Annotated in this window: 16 protein-coding genes; 10 read left to right on the top strand and 6 right to left on the bottom strand. The window is 70.8% G+C overall.

Translation table 11 applies throughout. From position 1 onward, the window contains the following. Positions 1 to 44 precede the first annotated feature (44 nt). A complete protein-coding gene (locus ADL15_RS14825) occupies positions 45 to 899 on the top strand; it encodes a sensor histidine kinase (protein ID WP_067690078.1) in 855 nt (284 codons plus the stop codon). A 200-nt stretch (positions 900 to 1,099) separates the two neighbouring features. Next, entirely contained in the window at positions 1,100 to 1,774 is a 675-nt protein-coding gene (locus ADL15_RS14820; protein WP_232344097.1) for a response regulator transcription factor, read from the top strand. 204 nt (positions 1,775 to 1,978) lie between these two features. On the opposite strand, the gene ADL15_RS14815 is transcribed toward ADL15_RS14820, so the two are convergent. After that, complete coding sequence (locus ADL15_RS14815; RefSeq protein WP_067690072.1) at positions 1,979 to 2,560, bottom strand: copper resistance CopC family protein; 582 nt, start codon at positions 2,558 to 2,560, stop codon at positions 1,979 to 1,981. Positions 2,561 to 2,735: 175 nt separating this feature from the next. On the opposite strand from ADL15_RS14815, the gene ADL15_RS14810 reads away from it, so the two are divergent. Then, the gene (locus tag ADL15_RS14810; RefSeq protein WP_157441368.1) at positions 2,736 to 3,383 is read left to right on the top strand and encodes a hypothetical protein; all 648 of its coding nucleotides are present in this window, start codon (positions 2,736 to 2,738) and stop codon (positions 3,381 to 3,383) included. Between the two features lie 98 nt (positions 3,384 to 3,481). Here the strand turns inward: ADL15_RS14810 and ADL15_RS14805 are convergent, their stop codons facing one another. The 4 genes from ADL15_RS14805 to ADL15_RS14790 form a co-directional block, all read right to left on the bottom strand. Beyond that, positions 3,482 to 4,522 carry a glycosyl hydrolase gene (locus ADL15_RS14805; protein WP_067690064.1) on the bottom strand — a complete coding sequence of 347 codons (1,041 nt, stop codon included), beginning with the start codon at positions 4,520 to 4,522 and terminating at the stop codon, positions 3,482 to 3,484. Positions 4,523 to 4,665: 143 nt separating this feature from the next. Then, positions 4,666 to 5,214 (bottom strand): hypothetical protein, encoded by a 549-nt coding sequence (locus ADL15_RS14800; RefSeq protein ID WP_067690061.1) that lies wholly within the window; start codon positions 5,212 to 5,214, stop codon positions 4,666 to 4,668. A 1-nt stretch (position 5,215) separates the two neighbouring features. Then, positions 5,216 to 5,572 (bottom strand): PadR family transcriptional regulator, encoded by a 357-nt coding sequence (locus ADL15_RS14795; RefSeq protein ID WP_067690058.1) that lies wholly within the window; start codon positions 5,570 to 5,572, stop codon positions 5,216 to 5,218. A gap of 95 nt (positions 5,573 to 5,667) precedes the next feature. Beyond that, positions 5,668 to 6,300 carry a DUF4360 domain-containing protein gene (locus ADL15_RS14790; RefSeq protein WP_067690240.1) on the bottom strand — a complete coding sequence of 211 codons (633 nt, stop codon included), beginning with the start codon at positions 6,298 to 6,300 and terminating at the stop codon, positions 5,668 to 5,670. Positions 6,301 to 6,574: 274 nt separating this feature from the next. Here ADL15_RS14790 and ADL15_RS14785 point away from each other — a divergent pair, with 274 nt between their 5' ends. The 6 genes from ADL15_RS14785 (at position 6,575) to ADL15_RS14760 (ending at position 12,765) form a co-directional block, all read left to right on the top strand. Beyond that, positions 6,575 to 6,919, top strand: coding sequence for a nuclear transport factor 2 family protein (locus ADL15_RS14785; RefSeq protein WP_067690055.1), 345 nt, complete (start codon positions 6,575 to 6,577; stop codon positions 6,917 to 6,919). Positions 6,920 to 7,036: 117 nt separating this feature from the next. Next, positions 7,037 to 8,731: an ABC transporter substrate-binding protein gene (locus ADL15_RS14780; protein WP_067690050.1), complete on the top strand. Its 1,695-nt coding sequence runs from the start codon at positions 7,037 to 7,039 to the stop codon at positions 8,729 to 8,731. Next, positions 8,728 to 9,651, top strand: coding sequence for an ABC transporter permease (locus ADL15_RS14775; RefSeq protein WP_067690047.1), 924 nt, complete (start codon positions 8,728 to 8,730; stop codon positions 9,649 to 9,651). The genes ADL15_RS14780 and ADL15_RS14775 overlap by 4 nt, the downstream gene beginning before the upstream one ends. After that, positions 9,648 to 10,637 carry an ABC transporter permease gene (locus tag ADL15_RS14770; RefSeq protein WP_067690042.1) on the top strand — a complete coding sequence of 330 codons (990 nt, stop codon included), beginning with the start codon at positions 9,648 to 9,650 and terminating at the stop codon, positions 10,635 to 10,637. Before ADL15_RS14775 ends, ADL15_RS14770 begins: the two co-directional genes overlap by 4 nt. Continuing rightward, positions 10,634 to 12,217 carry an ABC transporter ATP-binding protein gene (locus ADL15_RS14765; RefSeq protein ID WP_067690038.1) on the top strand — a complete coding sequence of 528 codons (1,584 nt, stop codon included), beginning with the start codon at positions 10,634 to 10,636 and terminating at the stop codon, positions 12,215 to 12,217. The genes ADL15_RS14770 and ADL15_RS14765 overlap by 4 nt, the downstream gene beginning before the upstream one ends. After that, entirely contained in the window at positions 12,214 to 12,765 is a 552-nt protein-coding gene (locus ADL15_RS14760) for a mycothiol transferase (RefSeq protein WP_067690035.1), read from the top strand. Before ADL15_RS14765 ends, ADL15_RS14760 begins: the two co-directional genes overlap by 4 nt. Positions 12,766 to 13,023: 258 nt before the next feature. On the opposite strand, the gene ADL15_RS14755 is transcribed toward ADL15_RS14760, so the two are convergent. Then, positions 13,024 to 13,593: a 3'-5' exonuclease family protein gene (locus tag ADL15_RS14755; protein WP_067690032.1), complete on the bottom strand. Its 570-nt coding sequence runs from the start codon at positions 13,591 to 13,593 to the stop codon at positions 13,024 to 13,026. A 96-nt stretch (positions 13,594 to 13,689) separates the two neighbouring features. On the opposite strand from ADL15_RS14755, the gene ADL15_RS14750 reads away from it, so the two are divergent. After that, positions 13,690 to 14,484, top strand: a complete 795-nt coding sequence (locus ADL15_RS14750) for a hypothetical protein (protein WP_067690029.1) — start codon at positions 13,690 to 13,692, stop codon at positions 14,482 to 14,484. Positions 14,485 to 14,582: the final 98 nt, after the last annotated feature.

Here is a 14,582-nt window from a genome sequence, read left to right as displayed (position 1 = left end):
CCGGCGCCGTCTACGACCCTGGTCCGAGGTTTACAGTCGGGCGGGTGAGCATCCACCCGCGTCCCGCTTGGCGGTCCCGAGCCGTCCCGGTCGTCGCCGCCGTCGCCGTGATCCTGGTGATGGCCATGTGCACGGTCGGCGCTTCCGGCCCGGCCGCGCGGTTCATCCCGCCGCTGATCGGCGGCGGCGCCGTGGCCGCCGCGGTGTGGGCGCTGCGCCGCTGGCGGGCCGACCGGGCGAGCTATGAGCGCCGGCTGACCGCGTGGGCGGCCAGTGAGGCGGTGCTCGACGAGCGACTACGAATCGCCCGCGACCTGCACGATCTCGTCTCGCACGGACTCGGTCTGATCACCGTGCGCGCGGCCGCCACTCGGCACCTGCCGAAACCGCCGGCGGTCGCAGCGGCACTGACCGACATCGAGCAGACCAGCCGGGACGCCACCGCCGAGCTGCGCCGGATGCTGACCGTGCTGCGTGGCCCGTCCACGGAGGCCGCGCCCCGCGCCCCGATGGACGATCTGGGCACGCTGCCGACGATCATCGACTGGGCCTCCGCCGCCGGCCTGCGCCCCCGGCTGGCGGCCGAGCCGGTCGGCGACGTGTCGCCCGGCGTGCAGGTCGCCGTCTGCCGGACGGTGCGCGAGGCACTCACCAACGTGGTCCGGCACGCCGGTCCCACCGATGTGGACATCGCGCTGCATCGTGACGGCGACGTCGTGGTGGTGGTCGTCGCCGACGACGGCCCGGCTTCCACGGGCTGGCGAGCCACCCCCGGCGCCGGTCACGGCCTCCTCGGCCTCCGCGAACGCGTCAGCAGCCTCGGCGGCACCCTGGTCGCCGAGCCGGTCGAGGGCGGCTTCCGCGTCACCGCCCGCATCCCCGACGAGGTCCCCCGATGACTCACCGCCCCGACCAGTCCGCCCGGCACCCGGGCGCGGTGTGCGACCCGGCGCGTGGTGTGCAGGCAGTAAGAGACGGCGTGGGGCGTGGTGTGCCGGTCGTGACAGATGGCGTGGAGCGTGGTGTGCCGGTCGTGACAGATGGCGTGAGGGGCGGTGTGCGGGAAGGGGCGGGCGTCGGCTCTCGGGGGAGCGTGCGTGTGCTGCTCGTCGATGATCAGGCGCTGCTCCGGGCGAGCCTCGCCGCTGTCCTCGGCGCCCAGCCGGACCTGACCGTGGTCGGTGAGGCGGGGGACGGGGTCGAGGCGATCGTCCAGGCGCGGGCGACCCGGCCTGACGTGGTGCTGATGGACGTTCGGATGCCGTATCTCGACGGGCTCGAGGCGACTCGGCGGATCTGCGCGGATCCGGTTCTCGCCGCGTCCCGGGTGCTGGTGCTGAGCATGTTCGAGCTGGACGACTACGTGTATGCGGCACTGCAGGCGGGTGCGTCCGGCTTCCTGCTGAAGGACGCTCCGCCGGAGGCGCTGGCGGACGCGATCCGGCGTACCCATCGGGGTGAAAAGCTCTTCTCGCCCTCGATACTGGGCCGGCTGGTGGAGCACTACGTCGGCGCGCCCCGGGCGGTCCGGCCGGCGCCACCGTTGCGCGGGCTGACCACCCGGGAGGTCGACGTGCTGGCGCTGATCGGCGGTGGCCGTTCCAACGAGGAGATCGCCGTCGCCCTGGTCATCGCGGTGAAGACGGTGAAGACCCACATCACCCACCTGATGGCGAAACTCGCCGCCCGCGACCGTGCCCAGCTCGTCGTCGCCGCCTTCAACGCGGGCCTCGTCCGCCCTCGCCGCCCACCCGTCCCGGAGCCCGGCCGATGAGCGCAACCGGCCGAGTCCTGGCCGGTAGGTCGGCCTGGAGGGCGACCGGCCGAGTCCTGGCCGGTAGGTCGGCCCAGGGCGCGACCGGCAGCCTCGGCCGGCCGGCCCCGGGCGATCGGCCTCCACACCTCGGAGCGGCCAGCCGATCAGGGCTGGCCGGGATCAGGGCCGGCCGGGAGGGGAGGTGCTGTCTTGTGGCTGCGGCTATTCGCCGGGCGCGCGGCGGCGGCGGCGGACGAAGACGAAGGCGGCCGCGCCGGCCAGGGCCAGGATGCCGATGCCGGCGGCCAGGCCCAGCCACGGGCCGTTGTCGTCGTCGGCGGCCGGGCTGAGGTCCTCCGCCACGGCCGGGGCGACCGTGGCGGCGCTGGTCGGTGCCGCCGACGAGGGGGACGGCGCGGCCGAGGTCGGTGCGGACGAGGCGACCGGTCCGGCGACGGTGAACTTGTACGAGGCCTTGGTCAGGTGCCCGTCCTCCCCGGCGACCTGGTAGTTGACGGTGTACTCACCGTTGGCGAGCGGCTCGGTGAAGGTCACCGCGATGGTCGCACCGCTGATCTTCGGCTCGGACTGGGCCGGGGTGGTGCCGTCGGCGCTGGTCACGGAGAGCTTGGTGGAGTCCGGCAGCGTCTCCAGGAACCGCAGTTTGACCGCGGCCGGCGCCTTCTTCACTGTCGCGTTCTTGGCCGGCGTCGCCTCGGCGAGCGCGTTGTGTGCCCAGGCCGGTGCGGCCGGAACCAGCATCGTGAGGACGGCGGCGAGGGCGAGCAGGAGGCGTTTCGTCATGGCGTCAGTAGATCTTTCTCGTCGGGTAGCTGGTTAGTCGGCACCCACCGGCGATTGGTTCCCGCGGCTTCGCGTGCGCTCTTAGCCGTTTCTTACGAGCACCGTCCGCTGGTCTTAAACGCCCGGGCGACGCTGATGGTGGCCGCCGAAGTATGCGATGAACACGGAGCCCCTCATGACCGATCAGAATCCGGGCCACCGGCCCGATACCCCCACCCCGGCCGCCGACGAGACCCGCGACCTCGCCGACCCGGCCCACACCACCCCACCCGCCGAAACGGCACCACCCACAACGACGCCGGCCGCGACGCTGGCCGCGACGCCGGCCGCGACGGCACCGGTCACGACACCGGAGACCGCCTACACCTCGGCGGTCGCCGGGGATCCCACCCTGCCGCCACCTCCGCCGGGCTGGGCCTACGTCCCGATCGGCACCGGCGGGAACCAGCCGCCGCCTCCGCCTCCGGGGCTGGCCTATGTCCCGGCCGGTCCGCCGCAGGGCCCCGGCCGCCGGGGTGGCCGCTGGGGTGGTCGGCGGGCCCCGCTGCTGGCCGGGGTCGCGCTGATCCTCGGTTGTGTCCTCGGCGCGGGCATCACCGCAGTCGGCGCGGCCGTCGTCGGTCACCACGGCGGTGACCACGGTCGATCCGGTCCTGGCGACGGCCGGTTCGGCCCGGGAGGCCGAGCGGACGGCCGCTTCGGCGGCGAGCAGCGCGGAGACGGGCGCGGAGACGGGCGGGGCGGACAGCAGGGCGACGGACGTACCCAAAATGGCGGAACGGCACCGTCAACCGCGACCCCCGCGCCTTCCGCGTCGAGCTGACCGCAGCGGAACGCACGGTCCGGCGGAATGCCGGACCGTGCGAAGGGCGGGGACGAGCCGCCCGGCAGGGATGCCGGGCGGCTCGTGGTGGAACAGGGTCAGCGGACCGTCACGTTGAAGAGCGGGTTCGCGGCCAGCTTGCGGAACGAGGCCAGCGACGCCGGGGTGCTGTCGATGCTGATGTCGCGGTCGCCGAACAGGTCCTTCTTCGTGTCGAAGTAGACGATCGCCTTGATCGCCGGGCGCTTGGCCAGCTCCGGCAGGACGCTGTCGAACTGCGCGACCTTCGAGACGACCTTGCCGACGCGGTGGTACGCGCCCCACTCGGCGACCATGATCGGCTTGGCGGCGTGGTTGGTGGTTGCCCAGTCGTAGAAGCCGGTGCCGCCCTTGGCCTTACGGTCCAGCAGATCCTTGAAGACGCCCGCGTGGTAGTAGTTCTTCTCCGAGCTGACGTACGAGTCCAGGCCGATCCAGTCGACGACGTCGTTGCCCGGGTAGAGGTCCTTCCACCAGGACTGGGCCATCCACTTCTCGTTGCCCATGTACGCCACGACGCTCACCGCGTTGCCGGCACCCTGCGCGCGCAGCCGCTGGATCACGTGGCGGAACGACTTGGCGAAGTCCTTGGCCGTCATGCCCGACTTCGCGTCGGTACGCACGTCGTCCTCCGGCTCGTGGTTGAGCACCAGGAAGAACTTCTCGGTGAACCTGCTCTTGAGCCGGGCGGCGAACGCGTCGATCCGCTTGTCCTGCTTGCCCGCGGCCACGGCGGCCCAGGTGCTGCCGTACTCGACGCGCCAGTTCAGCAGCAGCACCCGCGGGTGCGCCTTGTCCCGGGCCATCGCGATCTCGGCGTCGGTCGGGAACTTCTCGTCACCCTTGTGGTACGTGTGGAAGATCGTCGCGTCCCGCCCGCTGGTCTTCTCCCAGGCACGGTGCTCGGCGTCGCGCGGCTTGCCGGTGAACCCGCCGGCCGCGGCGCCCCACAGCACACCGCAGCTGGGCACCAGCTTGTCCCCGGTGACGCAGGACTTGGTCGGCGCGGCCTGGGCCGAGGCCGGCGCGGCCGTCGCGATGCCGAAGCCGGCAGCGAGAGCGGTCAGCGTCAGTACGGTCTTGCGCAGCGTCGAGCGCATCAAGTGGAATCTCCCCCGAGTTGTCCGGCGGTGTTGCCCGCCGGGCATGGAGAGAAGATTCCGGGATCACGGGTGACACGACGGTGCCCGAAAAGGTGCCCGCCGGTTGCGAATCTCCAGGCCGCCCGGAGATCCGCTCGGGGTTAGTTGTCGGCCCGGGCCGCACCGACATGAGAGGAAAACCGGATCCGCCAGAGGCGTCCGGCACCGACGACCGACAAGACCCAGATGGCGTACGCCAGCGGAGCCCATCCCCCGCCCGAGTTGCCCCACGAGCCGTCGGTGAAGGTGAACGTCTGTGCCGCCTGCAGGTACTCGAGCCCGGTCGACACGAACGTCCCGCTCACGTGCGGGTCGGCAGCCGTCACCCCGTCCCGGAACGAGGCGGCCGCCTCCGCGAAGACGTAGTTGAGCAGCATCGGGACCAGCCCCGCCGCGACGATCGCCCCGATCCACGAGGGCCGTGGCCGGTCACCGAACTCGGCACGCAGATACTGCTCGGCCAGCCTCCGGCTCCCGCCGATCCGGCGCAGCGCCTCGCCGGCGCCGAGGTCGGTGGCCGCCTCGATCAGGTTGGCCCGCACCTCGCGCCGGGTGCTGATCCGCTGAGCCCGCGGCAGGTCGTAGAGCTGCTGGTCGAGCATCCAGACCAGGCCCTCGATGCGCAGCCGGCCGAACCATCCGATAGCCATGTCAACGTCCTCCGTCAGAAGAAGGGATGGGCCCCAGGGGGCGGGACAGCACTGCTTGGACCCCGGCCACGTGCCGGTCCCAGGCGGAGGTGGAGTCGGTGAGCGCCCGCTGCCCGTCGTCGGACAGCCGGTAGTACTTGCGGGCCGGCCCGTTCGGCGACGGCACCAGCCGGGTGGCCACCAGGCCCTCCCGGTGCAGGCGGTTCAGCGCCGGATAGACGCTGCCCTCCAGCACGTCCTCGAAGCCGGCCGCCTGCAGCCGCTGGACCACCTCGTAGCCATACGACTCCCGCTCGGCGAGCAGGTGCAGGAGCAGCAGTGACAGGACCCCTTTGAGCAGCTGTGGGTCGTGGGTCATGCTCCTATACTTAGACCAGTACTAGTGAATGTCAAGTAGCTGAGCAGAGAACCGGCCGCCCCCTCAGGGGAGCGGCCGGACCTGTCAGGCAGTGCTCAGCACTTCATCCAGGAGACGTGGTACTGGGTGTCCAGGTTGCCGTCGGACGAGTCCATGGTCAGGAAGCTGGTGGTGGTCCGCTTCGACCAGCCGGCGTTCACCCGCAGCTCGGTGTTGACGTTCAGGTATCGCTGCTCCCCGCACGGCAGGAAGGACATCGAGCTGATCGCGACCTTGTCGGTCTGCTGCCAGTCGCTGTCCATCCAGCCCTTGAAGTCGTGCTTGATCCGGGTGGTGTGCGCCTCACCCTGGAAGTAGTAGAACGCCGTCTCCGAGCCGGTCGCACCCTCCTCGAGGTGCCCGAACCCGCGGTAGTCCGCGCCGGCCACCGCGTAGGTGTAGCCGTCCGGCACGTGCACGTTCAGCGCGAGCTGGCAGTTCTTGCGGAAGTCGGTGGGCTTGGCGTCCGGGCCGACCTGCGCGATGAAGTCGCTGTAGGTGACCGTGAACGCGGTGTTGTCCGGCGAGACCTGGACATTGGCGGTCTTGTCGGGGCAGCCGGAACCGTTCGCGGCCACCACGTCGATGACCATCCTGTCCGATGGGGGCGGCGCGCCGTGCCACGCCATGGCGGGTGCGCCGGTCAGTGACGAGAGGAGCAGGGCGCCGGTGGCGATCGCGCTCAGCATGGACATCTCCTAGCGAAAGGTGAAATGGGAAGCGCCCGGAAATGGCCGGACGTCGCCTAGGGAACGTACGTTTCGGCAGGTCGGGATTCCGCGATATCGGGCGCCGACCCGCTGGCGAGTGCACGCCATTTGTCCGATTGGCGCATCACCGGCCCGGCCATCCGGGCAGAATTGTCCGATTTTGACAGCGGGCCGGGTCAAACGGTGCTATAGCGCCGCATGGTTACCGGGCCGGTAATCGACGGCGCCGCCGCCGCGATGTCATGGTGCGGGGATGACCATCAAGGACATTTTCCTGGACGCGTTCGGGCGGTTCGCCGCCGGTGACGTCGAGGTGTTGCGCGAGATCATCCGCGAGGACTTCGTCAACCACGACCCGGAGAGCCCGCGGGACCGGGACGCCTGGATCGAGTTCGTCTCCACCGGCCCGATCGCGACCTCGACCCTGGACCTGAAGCGGGTGATCGCGGACGAGGAGTTCGTGGTCGCCCACTACCAGCTCATCCCGCAGGAGGGCGGTCTCGGCGAGGCGGTCGTCGACATCTGGCGCTTCGAGGGCGACCTGATCGTCGAGCACTGGGACGTCTCCCAGCCGGTGACCGCACCCGATCAGGTGTGAGGAGGTCCGGACGAGCCGGAATTTAAACGATATGCTTCGATTGTTGCGGGGATAGTGCACATTGCCTATCGATCCGATAGGTTCGCTTGCGTTGTGGCTCCGTCCTAAGGAAACCTCATGCGCAGATTCGTGCCTATCGTTCTCACGGCGACCGTGCTGCTCGCCGGCTGCCAGGGCGGCGGTGGTGGCGACACCACCACCTCCGGCGCGGCGTTCGACCCGAAGACCTGCCAGGGTGGCACGCTCACCGTGCTCAACCAGGGCGGGATCACCCACCTCGACCCGGCCCGGCTCTACACCTCCGGCGGCGGCAACATCCCGTCGCTGCTGTTCCGGACGCTGACCACCCGCAACCGGCAGCCCGGCGAGGCCGGAGCCAAGGCCGCGCCGGATCTGGCCACCGACCTCGGCACCCCGTCGGACGGCGCGAAGACCTGGACGTACCACCTGCGCGACGGCATCCAGTTCGAGGACGGCACGCCGATCACCGCGGCCGACGTGAAGTACGGCATCGAGCGCTCGTTCGCCCCCGAGCTGCCCGGCGGCGCGCCCTACCTGCGCGACTGGCTGGACGGCGCGGCCTCCTACCAGGGCCCGTACAAGCAGCCCGAGGGCATCAAGGCGATCGAGACGCCGGACGACAAGACGATCATCTTCAAGCTGAGCAAGCCCGAGGGTGACTTCCCTTACCTGGCCACCGCGACCCAGTTCGCGCCGGTGCCGAAGGCCAAGGACAAAGGCACCGAGTACGAGAAGCACCCGATCTCGTCGGGCCCGTACCAGGTCGAGTCGTACGAGCCGAAGAAGTCGCTGGTCCTGGTCCGCAACACGCACTGGTCGCAGAGCGTCGACGAGCTGCGGTACGCCTGCCCGGACCGGATCGAGGTCACCTCCGGCCTGGACTCCGCCGTGATCAACCAGCGGCTGGTCACCGGCGCGGGCGGCGACGCCAACGCGGTCACCACCGACGCGGTCGTCGGCCCGGAGCAGCTCGCCCAGCTGGGCACCGGCTCCGAGCTGGACAAGCGGGTCACCCGGGGCGAGTTCCCGTCGACCACGTACCTGGCGTTCAACACGAAGAAGGCGCCGTTCGACAACCCGAAGGTGCGCGAGGCGCTGTCGTACGCGATCAACCGCACCTCGGTGGTGAACGCGCTCGGCGGCTCCGCGGTGGTCGGCCCGTCGACCACGTTCCTGCCCCCGCAGAAGGCGCTCGGCTACCAGGCGTACGACCACTTCCCGGCCGGCGACACCGGTAACCCGGACAAGGCCAAGCAGGTCCTGGCCGAGGCGGGGCTGAGCAACCTGAGCATCGACCTGGCGTACGAGAACGACGACAGCGAGGGCATCGGCCCGAAGGTGGCCTCGGCCATCCAGGAGGCGTTCAAGCAGGCCGGCGTCACGGTGAAGCTGAACGCGATCGACGCCGCCACCTACCGCGACGTCACCGGCAAGCCGGCCACCCAGCCCGGCCTGGCGCTCGCCACCTGGGGCGCCGACTGGCCGTCCGGCGGGCCGTTCCTGATCCCGATCTTCGACGGTCGCCAGATCATCACGGCCGGCGGCAACTTCAACCTGGCCCAGTACAACGACCCGGCCGTGAACACCGAGATCGACGCGATCAACGCGCTCACCGACCCGGCCGCCGCGGCCGCCCGCTGGGGTGCCCTGGACGCGAAGCTCGGCGCGCTGGCCCTGGTCCTGCCACTGACCCACGAGAAGGACGTCTACCTGGTCGGCAAGAACGTCAAGAACGCGTACGCCGACGGCTGGCGCGGGCAGCTCGACCTCTCCCGGATCTCGGTCAAGTGACGACCGCTCCACCAGCACCGCCGGTCCCGTCCAGGGCGCTCGCCGCCCTGCGGCGGGACCGCGGTTTCGTCACCGGCGCGGTGATTGCCGGCCTCATGGTGCTGGTCGCGCTCACCGCGCCCCTGCTGGCCGCGCTCGCCGGCCAGGACTACACGACGTACCACGACACGCTGCTCGACTCGGCCCGTGGCGGTGTGCCGATCGGCGGTTTCGGCGGGATCAGCGGCGAGCACTGGCTCGGCGTCGAACCCGGCACCGGCCGTGACCTGTTCGCCCGGCTGGTCTACGGCGCGCAGGTGTCGGTCGGCGTCGCCGTCGCCGCCACCTTCCTGGAGGTGCTGCTCGGCGTGACCGTCGGGGTGGCCGCCGGGCTCGGCGGGCGGTGGCTGGACTCCGGGCTGAGCCGGGTCATCGACCTGGTCCTGTCGGTCCCGGTGCTGGTCATGGCGATCTCGCTGCTCGCCATCGTGCCGCAGGACTGGCCCCGCCCGGTGCTGCTGGCCGCCGTGATCGCGGTGCTCGGCTGGGGCGGCACCGCCCGGCTGTCCCGCGGTGAGACGCTCAGCCTGCGCACCCGCGACTACGTGGCGGCCGCCCAGGTGGCCGGCGCGCCCTGGTGGCGGGTCGCCCGGCGGGAGATCCTGCCCGGCCTGACCGCGCCGATCCTGACCTACGCGGCCCTGCTGCTGCCCACCAACATGGTGGTCGAGGCCGGCCTCTCGTTCCTGGGCGTCGGGGTACGCCCGCCGACACCGTCCTGGGGCCAGATGCTCTCCACCGCGACCACCTGGTTCCGCGCCGACCCGTTCTACGTCTTCCTCCCGGCGCTGATGCTGTTCCTCACCCTGCTCGCGTTCGTACTGGTCGCCAACGGTCTGCGCCGGGCCCTCGACCCACGCCAGCGGGAGCTGACCCGATGATCGGTTACCTGGCCCGCCGGATCCTCGGCGCCGCGTTCGTCCTGCTCGCGCTGTCCGCGATCGTCTACGCGCTGTTCTACCTGGCACCGTCCGACCCGGCGATCCTGACCTGCGGCAAGGGCTGCACCCCGGAACGGCTCGCCGACGTGCGCGCCGCGATGGGCCTGGACGACCCGGTGCTGACCCAGTACCTGCACTTCCTCCAGGGCCTGTTCACCGGCCGGGACTACCCGGCCGGCCCGGACGTGCGGCACTGCCCGGCGCCGTGCCTGGGCTACTCGTTCGAGACCGACCAGCCGGTCACCGCGCTGCTGCTGGACCGGATCCCGGTCTCGTTCTCCCTGGCGATCGGCGCCGAGATCCTGTCGCTCGCGGCCGGCATCGGCGCCGGGGTGCTCTCCGGGGTGCGCCGCTTCCGGGTGCTCGACCGGATCGTCAACGGCCTGATCCTGGCCGGGTACGCGGTGCCGGTCTTCCTGGTCGGCCTGCTGCTGCTCCTGCTCTTCTGCGTGCACCTGCAGTGGCTGCCGTTCCCGTCCTACGTCAAGTTCACCGTGGATCCGCTGCTCTGGGCGCAGAACCTGCTGCTGCCGTGGATCTCCCTCGCGGTGATCCAGACCGCGGCGTACGCCCGGCTGACCCGGGCCGGGCTGCAGGACGCCCTCGCCGAGGACCACATCCGGACGGCCCGGGCGTACGGCATCCCGGAACGCCGGATCCTCTGGCGGCGGGCGTTGCGTGGCGCGATGCTGCCGCTGGTCACGCTGACCGCGGTGGACCTCGCCCAGATCATGACCGCCGCCGTGCTGACCGAGACGATGTTCGGCCTGCCCGGTGTCGGCCAGTTGCTGGTCGGCGCGGTCAACCAGATCGACCTGCCGGTGGTCGTCGGGGTCACCCTGCTCACCGGCCTGCTCATCGTGGTGGCCAACGCGGCCGCCGACCTGCTCTACGCCGCCGTCGACCCCCGGGTGCAGCTCAGATGACACTGTTGACAGTGGAGGATCTGCGGATCTCCTTTCGCGACAAGCTGGCGGTCGACGGGCTCTCCTTCGAGCTGCCGGCCGGCGGGACGCTCGGGATCGTCGGCGAGTCCGGCTCCGGCAAGAGCTCGGCGGCGCTGGCCCTGCTCGGGCTGCACGAGGCGGCGACGGTCACCGGCACGATCGACTTCGACGGCGTGGACCTGATCACGGACGTGCCGTGGAAGGACATCCGCGGAGCCCGGATCTCGATGGTGTTCCAGGAGCCGCTCACCGCGCTCAGCCCGTTCCACACCATCGGCGACCAGATCGCCGAGGTGTACCGGCTGCACACCGGCGCGTCCCGCAAGGCCGCCCGGGACCGGGCCGTCGAGGTGCTCGGTCAGGTGCACATCCCAGACCCGGCGCGCCGGGCCGGTGCGTACCCGCACCAGTTCTCCGGGGGCATGCGGCAGCGGGCGCTGATCGCGATGGCGATCGCCTGCCGTCCGCAACTGATCGTCGCGGACGAGCCGACCACCGCGCTGGACGTGACCGTGCAGGCGCAGATCCTCGACCTGCTCGACGAGGTGCGCGCCACCACCGGGGCCGCGCTGCTGCTGATCAGCCACGACCTCGGCGTGGTGGCCGGCTCGGCCGACACCGTGGTGGTGATGCGGGACGGGCGGGTGGTCGAGCGCGGCGCGACCGAGACGGTGCTGGTGTCGCCGCGGGAGCCGTACACGAAGGCGCTGCTCGACGCGGTGCCCAAGCCCGGCGAGCCGCGGGAGATCACCGGGGCGCCGCTGTTGCGGGTGCAGGACGTACACCGGCATTTTCCGCAGCCGCGACGCGGATCGTTCCGCAAGCCGCCGCCGATCCGCGCGGTCGACGGCGTCAGCCTCGACGTGCACGCCGGTGAGACGCTCGGCATCGTCGGTGAGTCCGGCACCGGCAAGACCACCCTGGCCCGGATGATGGTCGGCCTGGACCGGCCCACCGCCGGGACGATCACCTTCGACGGCGCGGACATCTCCCGGCGGCGCGGACGCTCGGTGCAGATGGTCTTCCAGGACCCGCTGTCGTCGCTGAACCCGCGGCGCTCGATCGGCGAGAGCATCGCCGACCCGCTGCGCCTGCAGGGCGAGCGCGACCCGCGCGGCCGGGTCTCGGCGCTGCTGGAACGGGTCGGACTGGCCGCGTCCGAATACGATCGCTACCCGCACCAGCTCTCCGGCGGCATGCGCCAGCGGGTCGGCATCGCCCGGGCCCTGGCGCCGTCCCCGCGCCTGATCGTCTGCGACGAGCCGGTGTCCTCGCTGGACGTCACCACCCAGGCGCAGGTCCTCGCGCTGCTCGAGGATCTGCGGGCGGAGCTCGGCCTGTCGCTGGTCTTCGTCTCGCACGACCTGGCCGTGCTCCGGCAGATCGCCGACCGGGTCGCGGTGCTGCGCGAGGGCCGGGTGGTCGAGATCGGACCGACCGCGCAGGTGTACGAGCAGCCGCAGCACGCCTACACCAAGGAGTTGCTCGCCGCCGTCCCGGTGACCGACCCGGTCGAGGCCCGGCGGCTGCGGGCGCTGCGTACTACCGTGTCGGGATGAGCGATTACTGGTGGGAACCGCCGTTCGCGGGCACCGAGATCGAGCATCTGCTGGGCGCGCTGGACCGTCAGCGTGCCACGTTCCGATGGAAGGCCGACGGCCTCGACACGGCCGGGCTGACCGCGACCGTCGGCGCGTCGTCACTGACCCTGGGCGGGCTGCTCAAACACCTCGCCCTGGTCGAGGACTACCACGCGGCGTGGAAGCTGCACGGCGAGTCGCCGGGGGAGCGCTGGAAACCCGCGCAGGAGACCGAGGACTGGGATTACACCTCGGCCGCCGACGACGCGCCGGAGGAGCTCTACGCCCTCTGGGATTCCGCGGTGTCCCGGGCCCGTGAGCGGTACAACCTGGCACTCACCGACGGCGGGCTCGACCACCCGGCCCACATCACCGGCCCCGACGACCAGCCGGTCTCGCTGCGCCGGCTGCTCTTCGACCTGCTCGAGGAGTACGCCCGGCACACCGGCCACGCCGACCTGATCCGCGAGTCCGTGGACGGCCGCACCGGCGAGGACCCGCCCGCGGGCTGGCACCCGACCCGATAGTCCGGGTCCGCGGACAGCGGTCCGGTCACCGTTGTCCGGCTGGTTCTCAGGGGTGTCTCCACAGGCCCGAGACACCCCTGAGAACCAGCCGACGACCTGGTGGCGCGCTGCGGCCGGGAGGGGCCGCGGTGCCGCGTCCGTGTCGCCGGCCTGGTGGCGCGCTGCGGCCGGGAGAGGGCGCGGTGTCGCGGTGGCCTCACGGGCGGGACTCGGCTCGTAGCCTACGGACGAGCGCTCGGTACTCGTACCAGATGGGGCTCAGGGTTTGAGGGCGGCGCGGCGTTCGGCGAGCATGGCGCAGAACAGCGCGCCCTGCTCGATCGCGTCGTCGAGGGCCACGTGGCTGTGCGGGAAGTCGCCGAACCAGCGGCGCGGCATGCTCCGCTTCACCGTGGAGCGGAAGTCGGTGCCGAGCACCGCCATGGCATACGACTTGATGTCCAGCGCGGAGTGTGAAAACGGACTGGTCCCGGTGAAGCGGATCAGGTACCAGTACACGAACGTGAAGTCGAAGCCTGCCGGGTATCCCACGAAAACCGGCCTTCCGGGCAGAGTCTCCAGCCATCCGCGGTACCGCTCCATCACCACGGACGGGTCTTCCGGGTCTTTTCGGCACGCCTCCCACGCGGCCGGCTGGGTGGCCCACCACTTCATCGTCGCCGGGTGCCCGTCCGCTCCGTCGAGCGTGACCAGATTGGCACTGAACGTGTCGATCAGTGTGCCGTCCTCGGCATATACCGCCGATCCCAGGCTCAACATCGAGTGCGGGCCGGGGATCGGGCCGTCCGTTTCCACATCCGTACTGACATACATCTCTGCGCGTGCCATGCCGGAAGCATAGGAACCGCGCCTACCCGGGGCGACTGGATTGACGAGAAGGACTATGGTGGGCGGCCGATGCCTACGACGGGGAGACAGCAAGCGATGAAGATGGGACGTCTGGCCGTCACGGGTGTAGCCCTGGTGACCCTCGCCGGGCTCAGCGCCTGCGGCGAGAAGAAGGAGCCGGCCCTCACCAACGGTGCCGCCGTCAACAGCGCCGCCGCCACCGCCGAGACCACCGCCGCTGCCGCTCCGGGCGACGCGTCGGCCGAGCTGGTCGCGGCCGCGCAGAAGCTCACCAGCTCCAGCGGCAAGATCCACCTGACGTCGGTCGGCGGGATCGTCGCGGACGGCGCGTTCGACGCGTCGAACAAGCTGATGAGCCTGAAGATGGACATGTCCTCGCTCGGCACCGTCGACATGCGTCAGGTCAGCAACGACCTCTACATCAAGTACGGCGGCCCCGCGGCGAAGAACTTCGCCAACGGCAAGTGGATGCACATCGACGCCTCGAAGATGCCGTCCTCCAGCCCGCTGAGCCTGGAGAAGAACGACCCCCGCAACTCGGCGAAGATGATCGAGGCGGCCGCCTCCGACGTCAAGAAGACCGGCGACGGCACGTTCAGCGGCACGATCGACATCACCAAGTCGCCGTCCTCGTCCGAGCAGCTGCTCAAGGCGCTCGAGGGCAAGAGCAAGCAGATCCCGTTCACCGCGGAGGTCAACTCCGACGGTTACCTGACCAAGATGGCGCTGGACATGGACTCGATCCAGGCCGGCGCGGGCGAGACCGTCGCCAACTACTCGGGCATGGGCACCAAGGTCAGCGTGTCGGCCCCGCCGACGAGCCAGACCGTGGAGATGCCGAAGTCGGCCATCGCCATGATGGGCGGCTGAGCTTTCCCTGAAAAGGCGGCGCTTCGGCGCCGCCTTTTTTATTCAGTGGTGACGATGGCTGGTCCGGTCTAGGTTTCACCCATGTTCTCGTACGGTCG

Origin of the sequence: Actinoplanes awajinensis subsp. mycoplanecinus, assembly GCF_001509495.1 — a bacterium.
Classification (GTDB): domain Bacteria; phylum Actinomycetota; class Actinomycetes; order Mycobacteriales; family Micromonosporaceae; genus Actinoplanes; species Actinoplanes palleronii.
The sequence above is the reverse complement of the archived record's forward strand: the minus strand, read 5'-3'. Positions and strand labels throughout refer to the sequence as shown.